A 16,804-nucleotide genomic window follows, 5' to 3' on the forward strand; every position below is an offset into this window, starting at 1 on the left:
CGCCCCGATGCCGCCCAGAACGACCCAAACCAGGTCGGCCAGTTTCCACGCCCGATGCCCGGCTGGTTTGCGGAACAGAAACGCCGTACCGATCGACCCTATCACAAAAAACAGGATCAGCAGGGGCAGTTGGTTGTCGGTTACAAAGCTCATAGTCCCGATCTTAGGACCTGACCTGCGTCCTGCAACAGGGATCACGGGCTGTTGTAACATCTTACCGGATGTTCATACTGATCGCAGAGCCACAGGAGATTTCGATGCCAAAAGAAATTGTTCTGATTCATGGGGCGTTTGCCGGACCCTGGTGCATGCAGGATTACGCAACTTTCTTTCGGGATCGGGGCTGGACCGTACATACACCAGCCTTGCGTCACCATGGCGGTGATCCGAAAGCAGACCCTGACCCCGGGCTGACTGAGACAAGCGTGTTGGATTATACCAATGACATAGCGGAATTTGTGCAGGGCTTGGGCAGCAAGCCGGTTCTGCTGGGCCACGCCATCGCGGGTGTGGTTGCGCAACAGGTGGCCGCGCGCGGTCTTGCCAGTGCTATTGTGTTGATTAACCCCAATGCACCCTGGGGCACTTTGCCGGAAACCGACGACGAACGCGCCGTGCCGCGGGCGTTGATGGAAGGTGGGGCCTTCTGGAAACAGCCCATGCGTGTCGAATTCGACCTGATGGCGCCATTTGCGCTTAATAAAATGGACGAGGCTCAACAGCATGCTGTGTTCGATCAACTGGGGGCCGAAAGTGGGCGCGTGATGTTCGAAATGTTCTTTTGGATGTTCGACGACGATCACGCGATAAAGGTCGATTTCGAAAAGGTCGACTGCCCGGTTCTAGTCGTTTCCGGTGCAGAAGACCGGGCGGTTAACCCCGATACCTGCCGCGCCTTGGCAGAGCGGTACGGGGAACGTGGGACCTTTTTGCTGGTTCAGGACCACGCGCATTTTCTGTTTATGGAGCCCGGCTGGCAGGGGCCGGCAGAGCAAATCGAAAGCTGGCTTGGTCAGCAGCCGGTTTGAATCCGGGTTGACAAAAATCGCCGTTTTGGCCGAGATCGCGCCAAGTGAATAGGGCCACTGACCCTTTTTGCGCATAATATCTGCGGGAAAGGTCCGGGCATGACCCTGTTTGTCATCCTTATCATTCTGTCTGCGGCACTTCTGCATGCGGTTTGGAACGCCATCGTCAAGACAGCGGCGGATCGCACGACGATGTTGGGCCTTGTTGCTTTGGGCCACGTGTTGCCAGCAGCCGTGATGGTGATGGTCCTGCCATTGCCCAGTGCTGAAAGCTTTATCTACATCCTAATCTCGACCGTTGTGCATTTCGGGTATTACTTCATGCTGGGCAAAGCCTATCAGCATGGCGATCTGAGTGTGGTCTACCCCATTGCGCGGGGCATCGTTCCGGCGCTGGTTTCGCTTTGGGCGATGGTTCTGGTGGGCGAGGTGCTGCCATTGCAGGCATGGGGTGGCATTGCACTGATTGCATTTGGCATTCAGCTGAGCAGCTGGAAAGCGCTGCGCTCGGGGGTCGGACGCAGTGCGCTTGGCTTTGCGCTGGGCACCGGGTTCTGCATTTCGATCTACTCGGTTGTGGATGGGATCGGCGTTCGGCTGTCTGGCAATACGCTCAGCTATTGGGCCTGGGGGGCTTTCCTGCATCTGTTCATTGCAGGCTTTGTCGGAATTAAGAAACGCGATACCCTCAAATACTTGCCAACCAAGGTCTGGATGACAGGCATTCTGGGCGGGCTGGTTTCGATGACCGCCTATGGGCTGGTGCTGTATGCTAAGAACTTTGCACCACTGGGCGCGGTCTCGGCGCTGCGGGAAACCTCAGTCATCTTTGCTGCGCTGATCGGGTTCATCTTCCTGAAGGAAGGCAACTGGATACGACGGCTGGGGGCCGCCGTACTTATGGCCGCTGGGGTTGCTTTGATTGGACTCGCTGTCTGATCAGGGGCGCAGCGCTTAGTTATTGGTCGAGAATGTGCTCTGCGGTCTCCATTTCAGGGTCCCGTCGTTGTCGCGGTGGCAGCGCAGCAGGCGTTCCTGAACCGTGGTAATCGTCGAAGTCACAGTATTATCGCCAACCATCAGAACAAAGGCATCCTCGGAATAAGCCATACCATCATAATAGCAAAACCGGGTCTCGGCCCCGTCGGGGATTGGCGAAGCCAAGCTTAACGTCTGCTGCGCCATGGCTTGCGTGGCCAGCAGGGTCAGGGCCAGCCCGAAGGTTAGTGCTTTCATGTCGTCCTCCCGTCTTAAATTCGTAGTCGGTAAAAGAAATTGGACGCCCGGACCTCAAGCCATTGTTGTTATGTTGCGGTAAGTGTGAACGAGATCAAAGGTTTAGGCAACGAGAAATTGCCATCGCCCCTGCGTGCCAGCCCGTTAATGCCCAGCTGCAGACCTGAGCAATCCTGGCCAATTGGGGGAAAGCAGCCCTTTGTTCAGTGGGACTCGGCTTCTGACTGTAGCTCTCTGAAATAGCTGATTGTGGACGCCAACCCTTCTTTCAACTGCACCTTGGGTTCCCAGTTGAGCACGCTCCGCGCCAGAGTGATGTCGGGCTGGCGTTGCTTGGGGTCGTCCTGTGGCAGGTCCTTGAAACTGATCGGTGTGTCGGTGCCCACAAGCGCCTGCACTTCGCTGGCCAGTTCATTCATCGAGAATTCGTTAGGGTTGCCCAGATTGACCGGGCCGGTGACGTCTTTGTCGGTCTCCATCAACCGGATGAACCCTTCGATCAGATCATCCACATAACAGAATGACCGGGTCTGCGTGCCGTCGCCAAAGATCGTGATCGGCTCACCCGTCAGCGCCTGCATGATGAAGTTCGACACAACGCGCCCGTCGGCGGGGTGCATTCTGGGGCCGTAGGTGTTGAAGATGCGGGCCACCTTGATCTCTAACCCCATCTGCCGGTGATAGTCGAAGAACAACGTCTCGGCGCAGCGCTTGCCCTCGTCATAGCAGGATCGCGGACCAACCGGGTTGACGTTGCCCCAATAATCTTCGGTCTGCGGATGAATGGTCGGATCGCCATACACCTCAGAGGTCGAGGCCTGAAAGATTTTGCATTTCAGACGTTTCGCCAGACCCAGCATGTTGATCGCGCCATGCACGCTGGTCTTGGTCGTCTGCACCGGATCGTGCTGGTAATGCACGGGTGAGGCCGGGCAGGCGAGGTTATAGATCTCGTCCACTTCCACAAACAGAGGGAAGGTCACATCATGGCGCATGAACTCGAACCGCGGGTTGTTGTGCAGATGGTCAATGTTGCGCTTGGTGCCGGTGAACAGGTTGTCGACGCACAAAACCTCATGCCCCTGATCCAGAAGCCGGTCGCACAGATGCGAGCCCAAAAAACCGGCCCCACCGGTTACGAGAACACGTTTTCGACTGTCATAAAGGCGGGCCATTGCAAATCCTTAATCGTTAAATCCAAGCCAGCTTGTCACAAGGAAGCCGGGTCTTGGTTTGATTAGTAAACCGAAGATGTTTGGATTGCAGTAGATTTTGGTTTTTTGAGGGCGCGTGTGGTGTTGGTGTGTCTTCTATCTAGCCATCGCATGAGGCAAAGCATCAAGCACGCGCCCGACCCGCCCACATGGGCGGGCGCGAGGGTTGTGTTGAGGTCGGATGGATGTTTACGCCGATCTCGATGTGGGAATTTGACGGGCGCAAGTAACCTATCGGCGCTGGCTAGTACTTAGTGAACTTAAGCCCAGTGATTTCCGTAAGAATAATGGGTTCACCATCTTTCGGCTTAGTCGCTAGTGTGGCGTTCAAGTCTTCCATCCGCTCGCCTGGCGCCATTTCAGAAATCCCGGTCCACTCGTATCTTGGGCCGTGAGGATTGAGTTTTGATACTATGTCGTCGGTTCTATGACGCTCGGGTCCGCGTTGTGACAACACCAAGAGTTTTTCATTTTCCTTTATGTTCTGCTCCCAGAGCACATTCTGGTTTTGGAACGCTCCTTCGGTGCCGCTAATTTCCGGAGATGCGATGATGAGAATAAGTTCCACCATTTGGGTCCTTTGCGGTGCTCGAACACAATGCAAGTTGCCGCTTGCAATAGAATGCTGGGCCTTCAATAGGTTGTTTTGAAACCGGACAAACGCGATTGGCGCAAATCTGTTAAGTGAAATATTCGTTGGTCTTCGCCACCTACTCGGCGAGTACCGCATTCCAATAAAGTTCTTTTTCCAGTATTCATCGGTAAACCCAAAGTGGCAAACACCTCCCTCGTGGAAGGAACCTTTCGCAATTCCACCAAGGCTTTTGGAAATAAGGTAAACGTTTCCTCGGTGAACTGTAATTGAATAAACAGAACTGAAACGTTCAGTCTCCGTCCCGATATAGAAGCGAAATTTTTTCTTTTTCGCCATTGGCGTTTCTTAATTTCAAGTTTTTGGGAAACGACTGTTAAAGTCGGTGACCAAGATAGCCTCGAAAAACTCCAATTGGTTAGTCACAAAACCTATCAGTTGGCAATTTCTTTGACGGCTTTACCAAACTCAAACATCCAGCTCCTCCACAAACCGCGCGTTCTCCTGAATGTATTGGAACCGCAGTTCGGGCTTCTTACCCATCAGACGCTCGACAAGGTCGCCGGTTTCGCCGGGTTCGTCCTCGTCGATGGTGACCCGGATCAATTTCCGGGATTTGGGGTCCATCGTGGTCTCTTTCAGGTCCTTGGCGTCCATCTCGCCCAGACCCTTAAAGCGGGACACGTCGATCTTGCCCTTGCCACCCAGACCTTTCTCAAGCCATTCGTCGCGCTCGGCCTCATCCAGACAGTAAACGCGCTTGGCCCCTTGGGTCAGGCGATACAGAGGCGGGCAGGCCAGATACAAGTGGCCCGCGTCGATCATCGGCCGCATCTGGGTGAAGAAGAACGTCATCAGCAGCGAGGCGATATGCGCCCCGTCCACATCCGCGTCGGTCATGATGATGACCTTGTCATAGCGCAGGTCGTCGACATTGAACTTGGTGCCAAGGCCGACACCCAGCGCTTGGGTCAGATCGTTGATTTCGGCATTGGTGCCAAGTTTCGAACTGGCCGCGCCCAGCACGTTCAGGATTTTGCCGCGCAGGGGCAGCAGGGCCTGCGTTTTGCGGTCCCGGCCCATTTTTGCAGACCCGCCCGCAGAATCGCCTTCGACGATGAATAATTCCGTGCCGTCCCGTGTTGAACTACTACAGTCCACCAGCTTGCCGGGGAGACGAAGTTTCTTAGTGGCGGACTTGCGTTGTGTTTCCTTCTCGGCCCGTCGGCGCAGGCGTTCCTCAGCCCGCAGTATGAGGAAGTCCAGGATCGCGCCGGCGGATTTCGTATCCGCGGCCAACCAGTTGTCGAAATGGTCGCGGACCGAGTTTTCGACCAGCCGTTGCGCCTCGACCGTGGCCAGGCGGTCTTTGGTCTGGCCGACGAATTCCGGCTCGCGGATGAAACAGCTGACCAGCGCGCAGCCGCCGGTGATCAGGTCATCGCGGGTGATCTGAGCGGCCTTCTTGTTGTTGATCAGCTCTCCATAGGCTTTGATCCCTTTGAGAACAGCGGCCCAGAAGCCCGCGACGTGCGTGCCGCCTTCGGGGGTGGGGACGGTGTTACAGTAGGACTGGATGAACCCATCGCGCGAGGGCGTCCAGTTGATCGCCCATTCGACCTTGCCGGGGGTTCCGAATTTTTCGTTGAAATCCACGGTGCCTGCAAAGGGTTGCTCGGCATAGGTGGACGAGCCGTTCATCGTCTCTTTCAGGTAATCCGAAAGGCCGCCGGGAAAGTGGAAGGTGGCCTCGGTCGGGGTTTCTCCGTCATCGATGGCGGATTTCCAACGGATTTCCACGCCCGAGAACAGGTAGGCTTTGGAGCGGATGGATTTGAACAGCCGCGCGGGTTTGAACTTGTGGTGGCCGAAGATGTCCGCATCCGCGTGAAAGGTGACGGTCGTGCCGCGCCGGTTGGGGGCCGCGCCAACCTTTTCCACGGGACCCAGAGGGATACCGCGCGAGAACCGCTGTTCGAACAGCGTTTTGTCGCGCGCCACCTGCACGACCATCGAATCCGAAAGCGCGTTCACCACCGACGCACCCACGCCATGCAGACCGCCCGAGGTCTGATACGCCTTGCCCGAGAACTTGCCGCCCGCGTGCAGGGTACACAGGATGACCTCGAGCGCGGATTTGTCGGGGAACTTGGGGTGCGGATCGATCGGAATGCCGCGCCCGTTGTCGCGTACGGTCAGGGCGTAATCTGCGTGCAGCTCGACCTCTATCCGGTTGGCATGGCCCGCGACTGCCTCGTCCATCGAGTTGTCGAGGATTTCAGCCACCATATGGTGCAGCGCGCGTTCATCCGTGCCGCCGATATACATGCCGGGGCGTTTGCGGACCGGTTCCAGACCTTCGAGCACCTCGATCGAGGAGGCGTCATAGGTATTGGTCGCTTCGGGCGTCAACAGATCGTCGGGCATATGGGCTGCTCTTGTTTTTGAGTTTCCCCCATTATGGCAGGTGATGTGGTCCGGGGGAAGAGGGGCGCGAGGTGTTGTGGAAGGTTTGGGCCTCACGCAAGCCCTCGTTGCCGTACCGAATGCCGCTAATGGCCGCGCTATCATGTTCGTAACGCGTTGTTCTGGCGAAGCTCAGTCCAGGTATGAGGATCTCAGAAGGGCTTTCTGACTACGGTCAACGCGATCTGCAAAGGATGGGCGCGCTGAGTCCAAAGTGCTTGACGCTGCGCCTTGCATCAATATCTGCTCTCAAGACCTGACTTAATGCGCGTCAAAATCAACCTGAGTTTCGTCTTGCCTTCGCAGCGCAGCGCTTTTCAATCATTTTGGTTGAGGCTCAGCGAGCGGCATCAGCGGTCCACCGGGACTGGCTAGTTGTGCCATGGTGCGAAGCATCAAGGATCAACTGGCTTGAGATAACCCGAATGTACGTAGCCAACATACCCAAGCCGGGTTCTGACCCGCCACCATTCACCATCAACACCCAATCGCTCAACGACTGTTCGTTCTGGAAGGGTTCCTGTTTTCTTGCCCCCCGGTGATGCCCTAAAATTCAGAACGTCCGGATGAACACCGGAAACGCGAAACTTGGGTAGTTTTTCGGCTTCTGACATGTCGTCCGAAGCTGGAACCCCGCCGTCCCCGAGGAGTGAGGCAACATTGGCGCGCATTTCATTGCCAATATCGCGATATCCTCGAAGGTCAGAGTTAAACGATAAACGCGTAATATCCCATTTTCCGTTCTGTGGGATATTCAGGTTTGGTTCCACTTCCGCGTGCGTCAACACCTTGGTGGGCGTGATGAGAATGTCGTATTTCTCAGCAAGATCGGCGATGACTTCGAAACTTTTGTTCCACTGTGTTGTGGTCATTGGAGCCGTGGATTCTTTGTAGTCTCTTTCTCGGTTGACGCCTGCCATGCAGCATAACGAGACACCTATGGAGGCACTGTTGGCGCCCGCAGTGTGACGCGCATAGTCGCTGGGTAAGGGGCGCGCGTTTTTGACAATCGATTTACCGCGCACAAGATCACCGTTTCCCTCGATCAGAATGTGGTAGGCTTTTTTGTCTGTTGAGTTCGCTGAATTCCCGCCACCAGTCCAATGCAGATGTATTCTCTCCATTTTTACATTTGGCATCCATGAAGTTGGAACAACTCTCGGCATTTGAGTTCTCCTTTTTTAAAAACTTATGTTTGAATATCATTTGATCTTATCAAAAAGACGGCCAATTCCCAAATCGGGCGCAAGCGGGGTTAGTACTTCTTACTTCGCAGTTGATTCAGAGAGATTTCATCTCGCAACCTGCCCAAAGCGCTCTTAGTCTCTCGATAATAAGCAAACACCATAACAGGACCCCAAATGAGCTGGATCAAAACCATCCCCTTCGCTGAGGCCACGGGCAAGCTGAAGAAACTCTATGACCGAGTCACCGGGCCAGACAACAATGTGGATAACATCATGATGGCGCACAGCCTGCGGCCGCATTCGATGGAAGGCCACATGGCGATCTACAAGGCAGTCCTGCATCATTCGGGCAACAAGATCCCTAAATGGTTCCTTGAGGTGTTGGGCGTGTGGGTCAGTTCTCTGAACCGGTGCGGGTATTGCGTTGAACATCATTTTGCCGGCTTGCAGCGGTTGCTTGGCGATGAGGCGCGGGGCAAAGCGATCCGGGCGGCGATTGAGGCGCGCGATCCGGCCGCCGCTCCGTTGGATGCAGCGCAGCTGGCTGCCATGATCTATGCCCGTAAACTGGCCGAAACGCCGGGGGATATGGTTGAGGCGGATGTGATCGCCCTGCGCGAGGCCGGATGGGACGACGGAGAGATCCTAGAGATCAATCAGGTCTGTTCGTACTTCTCTTATGCAAACCGGACAGTGCTGGGGTTGGGATGTTCAACCGATGGCGACGAATTGGGTTTGTCGCCGAACAATTCTGACAACCCCGACGATTGGGGCCATCGTTAATGGACCTGACAGGTCAGGCCGTTTGAATCCATTCCTGAATGGCATGTGCAACGTCCTGCGGTTTTTGGTGATGCAGCCAGTGGTCAGTGCCAGGGATCGTGATGCGGGTCAGATTGGGCGCGAAGGTTTCCAAGCCTTCAGTTGCCTCGGGCAAAAGGGCTTTGTCATCCGGTCCCCAAAGCAACAGATGCGGACATCGGACATGCAGCCGATCCAGCGGCAGATCCGGCAGGTCTGTTGCGGGAAGCCCTGGCTGCGCGACAACCAACGGAGAGGCGCGATACCAGTTCAACATCGCCTCTAACCGTCCGGGTCGCGCCCATTCGGTCCGGTATTCGGCCATGCGGCTCTCGGTCAGCCAATCCAGTCCCATGCCGTGGCGAAAGAACCTTTCGAGCAATGCAAAGTTGTTCTCGGACAGTTTTTGTGCCGCATCGGGCGCCCGCAGTTGGTTGATGTATTGTGAGGCTTCTGATTGCGCACCGCCTGCGGCCATGGCGCGTTGAAACGGAACCGGATGCACGCCGTTTGCAATGATAAGCCGGTCAACAAGATCAGGGCGGAACATGGCAAGGCCATAGGCCACCGATGCACCCCAATCATGACCCAGAACAGCAAAAGGTGCACTGTGGCTCTGAATCAAAGCGGCCATGTCGGACACTAGTTGAGATAAGGCGTAGCTCTGCATCCCTTCAGGGCACCAGCTTTGGCCATATCCACGTTGGTCCGGAGCAATGCAGTAAAAGCGATCCGCCAGATAAGGGGCGAGATCTGCCCACGCACCGCCGTATTCCGGGAAACCATGCAGCATCAAAAGCGGTGGCGCATCAGGTTCGCCCCATGTTCGGAGGCAAAAGGACTGACCATTCAGATCGGCAAATGACGTGTGCATCGGAACCTCTGATCCAGAGTGGAATTTATGGGTTTTTGAGGCATCAATTTGACACCAATCAAAGCGGATTTTCGACGTTTCTGCTAGCCCTCATTCAGGACAGTTGAAAAAGGATAAGATGTATGGAAGCCATTGCTCCGGTCGAAGCAAAATCCCCTCAGATCAAAGTCGTAGAGGCCAAGGCGGCAAACGCGGCAGAGCCAAGCCCCGAGAAGATCCGGCAGGCGTTCGAAAGCGGAAAATACCCCTATGGCCGCAAGATGGCGCGGTCGACCTATGAGGCGCAGAAGGCAAGCCTACAGGCGGAGCTTTTGAAGGTTCAGCTGTGGGCGCAGGATACGGGGCAACGGTTCGTTCTGCTGTTCGAAGGCCGTGATGCCGCTGGCAAGGGTGGCACGATCAAACGGTTCATGGAGCATTTGAACCCGCGACAGGCCCGTGTGGTTGCACTGAATAAACCGACCTGGGAAGAGAAGGGGCAATGGTATTACCAGCGCTATGTTCAGGAACTGCCAACCGTTGGCGAAATGGTGTTCTATGACCGGTCCTGGTACAACCGCGCAGGCGTCGAACGGGTGATGGGGTTCTGTTCGCCCAACGAGTATCTGGAATTCATGCGTCAGACGCCGGAACTGGAACGGATGCTGGTGCGCTCGGGTATTCAGCTGTACAAGTATTGGTTCTCGGTCACGCAGGAAGAGCAGCAGCGCCGCTTCAAAAGCCGCGAGACCGACCCACTGAAGCAGTGGAAGCTGTCACCGATCGACAAGGCCAGCCTTAGCAAATGGGACGACTATACCGAGGCGAAAGAGGCGATGTTCTTCTATACTGACACCGCAGACGCGCCATGGACGATCATCAAGTCGAATGACAAGAAACGTGCGCGCCTGAATTGTATGCGTCATTTCTTGTCGACGCTGGATTACCCGGGCAAGGACTTGAACGTCGTAGGGGACCCTGATCCATTGATCGTTGGACAAGCCCACCACGTCATCCACCGGTCCGAGCATATTCTGGGCGCAACACTGCATCCGGATGCCCGCTAATCCTCAACGCGCCCGTTTTTAATGGTGAGGCGGGCGCCATAGTCTCATAGTGAAATTTTGCTGATCCGCTCTTGTCCCGCGCCAAGCCCGCGCATATGGCTGGTGCAATGACAAAAGTGATGACATACCCCGCCCATTTTCGGGCGATTGCCGTGCTTGGCTTGCCGCTGGTCGGTGGCCATCTGGCGCAGTTTGCCATCGGTTTGACCGATACCATCATGTTGGGTTGGTACGGGGTCGAGGCACTTGCTGCCGTCACGTTGGCCAGCAGCTATTACTTTGTGCTGTTTTTGTTTGGGGCCGGGTTCGGCTGGGCGGTCATGCCGATGGTTGCCACAGCTGCGGCGGAAGGGGACGAAACCAGTATTCGACGCTCGACCCGCATGGGGCTTTGGCTGTCTTTGCTGTACGCAGTAGTGGTCATGCCGTTGCTGTGGTGGTCTTATCCAATCCTGATCGCCATGAAGCAGGAGCCACAGGTTGCTGAAACAGCATCAGAATATCTGCGTGTAGCTGGTTGGGGGTTGTTTCCGGCCCTTATCGTGATGGTGCTCAAATCCTACCTTGCGGCCTTGGAGCGCACGCAAATCGTTCTGTGGATTACAGTCGCGGCGGCATTTGTGAACGCGGTGACCAACTATGCGCTGATCTTCGGCAATTGGGGCGCACCGGAATTGGGTGTGATGGGTGCAGCAATCGCCTCAATCGCGACGCAGGTCGTTTCGCTGATCGCTGTCGTCATCTACGTGGTTCGAACGCTGCCGGAGCACAGCCTTTTTCAGCGTTTCTGGCGACCGGATTGGGAGATGTTCGTCAGTGTTTGGAAGCTCGGGGTTCCCATTGGCCTGACCACGTTGGCCGAGGTGTCTTTGTTTGCGACATCAGCTGTGATGATGGGCTGGTTGGGACAGGTTCCACTGGCGGCGCATGGGATCGCGCTGAACCTCGCTTCGGCCACGTTCATGGTGCATTTGGGGCTGTCAAATGCGGCCACTATCCGAGCCGGTAATGCGCTGGGACGTCGGGATCGCGCGCATCTGGAGAAAGGCGCAATTGCGGTGACAGGCATGTCTCTGGTTATGTCTGTGTTCACAGTCATCCTGTTTCTGACCTGTGCCGAACCACTGATTTCCCTGTTCATGGAGGCAGACGATCCACAGCGCGGACAAATCCTGGCCATTGGAACCGGGTTGCTTGCCATGGCGGCGTTGTTTCAGTTGGTGGACGGTGCGCAGGTCATCGCGCTGGGCCTGTTGCGCGGGTTGCAGGATGCCAAGATTCCCATGGTCATGGCAGCGCTCAGCTATTGGGTCGTGGGTATCCCGGCGTCGTACTATTTCGGTTTCGTCCGGCAGATGGATGGCATTGGAATCTGGCTGGGGCTCGTGCTTGGCTTGGCATTTGCTGCCGTACTGCTCATGGCCCGGTTCTGGATGCATTCGGTGCGGCAAATGCCAGCGGCGGCTGAGCCTGCTTAGTCTTTACTCAGCCGATCTGCTTTTTTCCGAACCAGAACGGTGCGCAGGTCATGCATCGCCATCAGCAGCCTGTCAGTCACATCCTCAAGCTGGGCGTCGGTTGCCTTGGACTGAACCCATTGAGTAGTCAGGTTCAGATGATCGACGGCACGGTGAATGTCGTCTATGTCGCGCTGCGCCAGCAGTGCCCGGCGCTCTTCCATCCAAAGGTGGATTTCGGCCTGATCCCGCTCTGAAAGGGTCCGCTGTCCTTGCGGTTTGACGTCACCATTGCGGATGTTGATGACCGCGATCTGGTCCATCTCAATCCGCCGTTGGCGATTTTCCGTATCGACCCGAAACACTGCAGCCCCGTTTTCACGGATGCGAAAGTAATATTCGGGAAGATCGGCAGACATGGTCACCTCAGTGATGCACAGAAACGCTGAATGCGGCTGCAAGCCTCGGACAGCGCCGCATCGGACGTAGCGTAGCTGACCCGGAAATTCGGCGAAAGTCCAAAGGCAGCGCCGAAGACAACGGCAACATCTGCCTCTTCCAACAGGGCAGTAGCAAAAGCTTCGTCCGTGTCGATGACCGTTCCGGCAGGAGTTGTTTTACCAATCAGCCCGGCGATTGAAGGGTAAACATAAAACGCACCCTCCGGCGTCGGGCAGGTGATGCCGTCGATCTCGTTCAGCATGCGCACAACCAGATCGCGGCGGCGTTTGAACATCTCGTTATTCGGGGCCAGAAATTCCTGCGTGCCGTTCAACGCCTCAACTGCGGCCCACTGGCTGACCGTACACGGGTTCGAGGTGGATTGAGACTGGATTTTGCGCATTGCCGCGATGATCTCGACCGGACCCGCTGCATAGCCAATGCGCCAGCCGGTCATGGCGTACGCTTTGGAAACCCCATTGCAGGTGAGTGTACGGTCATACAAGCCTGGTTCCACTTCGGCAGGCGTGCAAAACTCGAATCCGTCATAGGCGAGGTGCTCGTACATGTCGTCCGACATGATCCAGACATGCGGATGGCGCATCAGGACGTCGGTCAGCGCTTTCAACTCGTCCCGGCTATAACCGGCACCCGTCGGGTTTGAGGGTGAGTTGAAGATGAACCATTTTGTCTTTGGGGTAATCGCAGCTTCAAGCTGTTCTGCGGTAAGCTTGAAATTGTTCTCCAGCGTTGTCGCAACCATAATCGGCGTACCGCCCGCAAGCGTCACCATGTCCGGGTAGCTCACCCAATAGGGCGCTGGGATGATGACCTCGTCGCCGTGGTTCATTGTCGCCATCAGGGCGTTGTACAGCGTTTGTTTGCCGCCGGTTCCGACCGAAATCTGAGCAGGGGTGTAGTCCAGGCCATGATCGCGCTTCATCTTGGCGCAGGCCGCTTGTTTGAGCTCGGGAATGCCGTCTGGCGCGGTGTACTTGGTTTTTCCTGCCGCAATAGCTGCAACAGCGGCATCTTTGATGTTCTGAGGCGTGTCGAAATCCGGTTCTCCCGCGCTCAGGCGAATGACATCGCGACCGGCGGCCTGCAGTTCAGCTGCCTTGGCTGTCATGGCGATGGTGGGCGAAGGTTTGACGCGTGACAGTGTCGCAGACAGGAAACTCATGGTCGGCCTCGGTTTGTATGTTCAACCTGACTGTCATAGGGTGCGCCCGAAAGACGTTCAAGCCGTATAGAAACTCTGAGTTGGAGATCCGAATGACTGATGAAAACGACTGGTATGGTCCGGATTCTGCAACATTTGGGGACCGTCTGGCTGGCGCGCGTGAAGCCGCCGGAATGACCCAGGCGCAATTGGCGCGACGCCTCGGTGTCAAAAAGGCGACCGTTGCTGATTGGGAAAACGACCTGTCCGAGCCGCGCGCAAACCGCCTTTCGATGATAGCCGGGATGGTCAACGTTTCGATCATGTGGCTTTTGACTGGCGAAGGCGAAGGAATGGACGCACCGGTGGACGAGGGCGAAGGCGGAGTGGAGTTATCAACCGCCGTCGCTGAGTTGCGCGCCATTCGCGGTGAAATGCGCGCCTGCGCCGAGCGCGCGGCGCGGCTTGAAAAGAAAATGCGTCTGATGTTGGAGCAACGACATTGAGCGAACAGCGGGATGTGCGTATCAAGCGTATGAAAATGCGCTCGATGCGGCGTGGGATCAAAGAGATGGATATTATTCTTTCCGCTTATGCGGATCGTAATCTCGCGGATATGGATGACGCCGGATTGGATATCTATGACGCGCTGCTTCATGAAAATGATCAGGATCTCTATCAATGGGTGACCGGGCAGGTTCAGCCCCCCAGCCAGTTTGCCGATCTCGTTTCGGACATCGCACAAACGTTTCAAAAATAAAGACAATTCAAGCTTAACCGATTTTTCGGATTTTCGGTTCATCGTGTCTCAAACAGCACGACTGAATCGGAGGGTCGGATGAGTATGGAAATGAAGGTCTCCGGACCGGAAACCAAGGGGTTAATGACCAGCTACCTTGAGGCGCTGGCCCTTGTGGAGCGGTTGCACCGGTTGCTGCTGGACGTCATCAAGGATGAGTTTGAACGCGTCGGCGTGTTGGAAATCAACGCTGTGCAGGCGCTTTTGTTGTTCAACATCGGTGATCATGAGGTCACAGCCGGTGAACTGAAAAGCCGTGGCTACTATCAGGGCAGCAATGTCAGCTACAACCTCAAGAAACTGGTTGAGATGGGATACATGCACCACCAACGGTGTGAGATCGATCGCCGATCAGTGCGCGTGCGCCTGACGCCGCAAGGCCGAGAGATCCGGGATATCGTCTCGGATTTGTTTGCACGCCACGCCGAAGGCTTGCAGGGACGGGGCGTGCTGGAACTGGATGGCATCAAGGATATCACAACCTCGCTGCGCCGCGTGGAACGGTACTGGACCGATCAGATACGGTATATCTATTGATCAGGGGCGTGCATCTGACAGAACGAGGCTGTCCAACTCTCGGATCAATTTGCGGGTCATGGCCTCTGCGTAGGCCTCAAACCCCAGCGCGACTTCAACGAACGCGTTTGGGCCGGAAATAACCCAGGCATTGTAATACGCCGACAATTCCCCAACTTGCACATAGCGCCGGTCACCTGAACTTGGATCATCCGCACCGATTACAAGCCCGTTGATTGTAATGCCGCTGCCGCGCAACGCTGTTCTGACATCTCTGGGATGGGGCCCAAGGTTGTGTTTGCCATCACCTGATAGATCCAAAGTTCGCCGCCAACACGTCTTTTGCTGATTCAACAATTCAGCACCAAAAGCCATCGCCGCCCCCACCGCCGTTCCTTCTGCGGTTGATCGCCTCGATGTCTGGATGAGACGCGTACTGATGGCGTTCAGATCGGCCGAGGTTTGGATATCGGTCCAGTTGAGCAGAACCCTCTCGTGCCCTGGTTCTGTCCATTCATAGACTGCTAACCTCATGGATGTTGAGCCATTGGCCACCATCAGTTGACTGACCTCAGGATCGCGCAGAGCAGCGGCCAGGCCCTCCAGTTGCAATCTGTATTCACCGCTATCGACAGATGCCGACACATCCAGACCCAAAGCCAAGGCATGGCGACATTGCGCAAGGGCAGGCCCTGACAGCAGGAAGAGCAGAATGACCAGCAAGCGCGACTTCATTGGTCGTACACCTGTACTGCACCAATTTGTAGCCCGCTCAGTTCCCGTTCAAGTTTTCTGCGCATCGCGCGTTCGAAGTCTTCAAAACCTTGTGCGACTTCCAGAAAAGCGCCCGGGCCATGCAGGACGTTGTTTTCGAAAAAGGGGATGAGAAAAAGTTCCCCTTCAAAATCAGCGGCGTTTATCACCAGACCATTAACGACGATGTCATGACTAAAGAACCGCTGATATGCGATCTGTGGTCCATAACCGTCGTTGTTGGACCCGTCTCCTGAAAGATCGATGGTGCGAAACAGACACGAAGGCGCGGTTTGGAACAGTTCGGCCCCAAACCGTAAGGCGTGGCCCATAGCCGTGGCAGAGCCTTCATTGGACCGGATCGACTGACTTATCCGGGTCGCCGCAGCCACCAGATCTCCGTGATTTTCGATCAAGCGCCAGTTTTGGATAACGTGCTGGGTACTTTGCCCGCTCCATTCATAAACGGCCAACGCAACAGGTAGCGGAGATGAGAAGAATGCTTCTTGCACTTCAGGTGCCAGCAGTGCCGCGGCCAGTCCTTGTCGCTGCAAAAGGTCTTCCGCGTCGTCGACCGAAACCGAAATGTCCATCGCAAGCGCAAGGGCTAAACGGCATTGTTCAGCCCGCAAAGGGCTGGCCAACAGGGCCAGCCCCAACTTTATGATCCAACGGATCACCAGTGGCCGGTGCTCTCCATGCTGACCCAGGGCTCGGCTGGTTCCAGCGCGTCGCCATTTTGAAGCAACTCGACCGAGATGTTGTCCGGAGAACGGACAAAGGCCATGCGACCGTCGCGTGGTGGGCGATTGATGGTCACGCCGTTGTCCTGCAAATGCTGGCAAACCTCGTAGATGTTGTCGACACCGTATGCCAGATGGCCAAAATGGCGGCTGTCGCTGGGTAACTTGTCATCGCCATCCCAGTTGTACGTCAGTTCGATTGGGGCGTCTTCCTGCCCCGGAGGCGCCATGAAGATCAGCGAGAATCGCCCGGCCTCGCTGTCATATCGGCGTGTTTCCTTTAATCCCAGCAGTTCATAAAACGCCATGGACTTTTCCAGGTCTTTCACGCGGATCATAGTGTGTAGATATGTCAGCGCCATTTTGGCCATCCTTCATTGATTTGGTTTGCCAGCAACTTAGCGCACTGGTTTGGCCTGTCGAGGGCACCGTGCAGCCCAAATTGAAATTAGAGCAGGTTGCGGCATATATCGCGGTTCCGATGGCGGG

General features: G+C 55.9%; 19 protein-coding genes. 8 read left to right on the forward strand and 11 right to left on the reverse strand.

Annotated elements, in window-relative coordinates:
* Positions 1-257 precede the first annotated feature (257 nt).
* Positions 258-1,028 (forward strand): alpha/beta hydrolase, encoded by a 771-nt coding sequence (locus tag GS646_RS05460; protein WP_171186015.1) that lies wholly within the window; start codon positions 258-260, stop codon positions 1,026-1,028.
* A gap of 99 nt (positions 1,029-1,127) precedes the next feature.
* Positions 1,128-1,967, forward strand: coding sequence for a DMT family transporter (locus tag GS646_RS05465; protein ID WP_171186013.1), 840 nt, complete (start codon positions 1,128-1,130; stop codon positions 1,965-1,967).
* Between the two features lie 15 nt (positions 1,968-1,982).
* On the opposite strand, the gene GS646_RS05470 is transcribed toward GS646_RS05465, so the two are convergent.
* The 5 genes from GS646_RS05470 to GS646_RS05490 form a co-directional block, all read right to left on the reverse strand.
* Positions 1,983-2,264 (reverse strand): hypothetical protein, encoded by a 282-nt coding sequence (locus tag GS646_RS05470; RefSeq protein ID WP_171186011.1) that lies wholly within the window; start codon positions 2,262-2,264, stop codon positions 1,983-1,985.
* 203 nt (positions 2,265-2,467) lie between these two features.
* Positions 2,468-3,439, reverse strand: coding sequence for a UDP-glucuronic acid decarboxylase family protein (locus GS646_RS05475; protein WP_171186009.1), 972 nt, complete (start codon positions 3,437-3,439; stop codon positions 2,468-2,470).
* 283 nt (positions 3,440-3,722) lie between these two features.
* Complete coding sequence (locus GS646_RS05480) at positions 3,723-4,409, reverse strand: hypothetical protein (RefSeq protein ID WP_171647669.1); 687 nt, start codon at positions 4,407-4,409, stop codon at positions 3,723-3,725.
* Between the two features lie 129 nt (positions 4,410-4,538).
* On the reverse strand, positions 4,539-6,497 hold the full coding sequence (parE, locus tag GS646_RS05485) for a DNA topoisomerase IV subunit B (RefSeq protein WP_171186005.1): 1,959 nt from the start codon (positions 6,495-6,497) through the stop codon (positions 4,539-4,541).
* A gap of 434 nt (positions 6,498-6,931) precedes the next feature.
* Positions 6,932-7,702: an SH3 domain-containing protein gene (locus GS646_RS05490; protein ID WP_171186003.1), complete on the reverse strand. Its 771-nt coding sequence runs from the start codon at positions 7,700-7,702 to the stop codon at positions 6,932-6,934.
* 195 nt (positions 7,703-7,897) lie between these two features.
* Between GS646_RS05490 and GS646_RS05495 the strand changes: the two genes are divergently transcribed.
* Positions 7,898-8,506 (forward strand): carboxymuconolactone decarboxylase family protein, encoded by a 609-nt coding sequence (locus GS646_RS05495; protein ID WP_171647667.1) that lies wholly within the window; start codon positions 7,898-7,900, stop codon positions 8,504-8,506.
* 13 nt (positions 8,507-8,519) lie between these two features.
* Here the strand turns inward: GS646_RS05495 and GS646_RS05500 are convergent, their stop codons facing one another.
* Entirely contained in the window at positions 8,520-9,398 is an 879-nt protein-coding gene (locus tag GS646_RS05500) for an alpha/beta fold hydrolase (RefSeq protein ID WP_171186000.1), read from the reverse strand.
* A gap of 122 nt (positions 9,399-9,520) precedes the next feature.
* On the opposite strand from GS646_RS05500, the gene ppk2 reads away from it, so the two are divergent.
* Both ppk2 and GS646_RS05510 read left to right on the forward strand, forming a co-directional pair.
* Positions 9,521-10,444, forward strand: coding sequence for a polyphosphate kinase 2 (ppk2, locus tag GS646_RS05505; protein ID WP_171090914.1), 924 nt, complete (start codon positions 9,521-9,523; stop codon positions 10,442-10,444).
* Between the two features lie 107 nt (positions 10,445-10,551).
* Entirely contained in the window at positions 10,552-11,922 is a 1,371-nt protein-coding gene (locus GS646_RS05510; protein ID WP_171090912.1) for an MATE family efflux transporter, read from the forward strand.
* On the opposite strand, the gene GS646_RS05515 is transcribed toward GS646_RS05510, so the two are convergent.
* Entirely contained in the window at positions 11,919-12,320 is a 402-nt protein-coding gene (locus GS646_RS05515) for a hypothetical protein (RefSeq protein WP_171185998.1), read from the reverse strand. The two genes, GS646_RS05510 and GS646_RS05515, sit on opposite strands and share 4 nt — an antisense overlap.
* A 2-nt stretch (positions 12,321-12,322) precedes the next feature.
* Positions 12,323-13,525 carry a pyridoxal phosphate-dependent aminotransferase gene (locus GS646_RS05520; RefSeq protein WP_171185996.1) on the reverse strand — a complete coding sequence of 401 codons (1,203 nt, stop codon included), beginning with the start codon at positions 13,523-13,525 and terminating at the stop codon, positions 12,323-12,325.
* A 92-nt stretch (positions 13,526-13,617) separates the two neighbouring features.
* Here GS646_RS05520 and GS646_RS05525 point away from each other — a divergent pair, with 92 nt between their 5' ends.
* From GS646_RS05525 to GS646_RS05535, 3 genes are all read left to right on the forward strand, one after another.
* Positions 13,618-14,010 (forward strand): helix-turn-helix domain-containing protein, encoded by a 393-nt coding sequence (locus GS646_RS05525; RefSeq protein ID WP_171185995.1) that lies wholly within the window; start codon positions 13,618-13,620, stop codon positions 14,008-14,010.
* A gap of 29 nt (positions 14,011-14,039) precedes the next feature.
* Positions 14,040-14,264, forward strand: coding sequence for a succinate dehydrogenase assembly factor 2 (locus GS646_RS05530; RefSeq protein ID WP_171091216.1), 225 nt, complete (start codon positions 14,040-14,042; stop codon positions 14,262-14,264).
* Positions 14,265-14,342: 78 nt separating this feature from the next.
* The gene (locus tag GS646_RS05535) at positions 14,343-14,840 is read left to right on the forward strand and encodes a MarR family winged helix-turn-helix transcriptional regulator (RefSeq protein ID WP_371732032.1); all 498 of its coding nucleotides are present in this window, start codon (positions 14,343-14,345) and stop codon (positions 14,838-14,840) included.
* Here GS646_RS05535 and GS646_RS05540 read toward each other — a convergent pair whose 3' ends face one another.
* From GS646_RS05540 to GS646_RS05550, 3 genes are read right to left on the reverse strand one after another with little or no spacing between them, the layout of a single operon-like run.
* Entirely contained in the window at positions 14,841-15,554 is a 714-nt protein-coding gene (locus GS646_RS05540; RefSeq protein ID WP_171185993.1) for a DUF1194 domain-containing protein, read from the reverse strand. It lies immediately after the preceding gene.
* On the reverse strand, positions 15,551-16,252 hold the full coding sequence (locus tag GS646_RS05545; RefSeq protein WP_171185991.1) for a DUF1194 domain-containing protein: 702 nt from the start codon (positions 16,250-16,252) through the stop codon (positions 15,551-15,553). The genes GS646_RS05540 and GS646_RS05545 overlap by 4 nt, the downstream gene beginning before the upstream one ends.
* Complete coding sequence (locus GS646_RS05550; protein ID WP_171185989.1) at positions 16,249-16,677, reverse strand: VOC family protein; 429 nt, start codon at positions 16,675-16,677, stop codon at positions 16,249-16,251. The genes GS646_RS05545 and GS646_RS05550 overlap by 4 nt, the downstream gene beginning before the upstream one ends.
* Positions 16,678-16,804 lie beyond the last annotated feature (127 nt).

Source organism: Ruegeria sp. HKCCD4315 (genome assembly GCF_013112245.1).
Classification (GTDB): domain Bacteria; phylum Pseudomonadota; class Alphaproteobacteria; order Rhodobacterales; family Rhodobacteraceae; genus Ruegeria.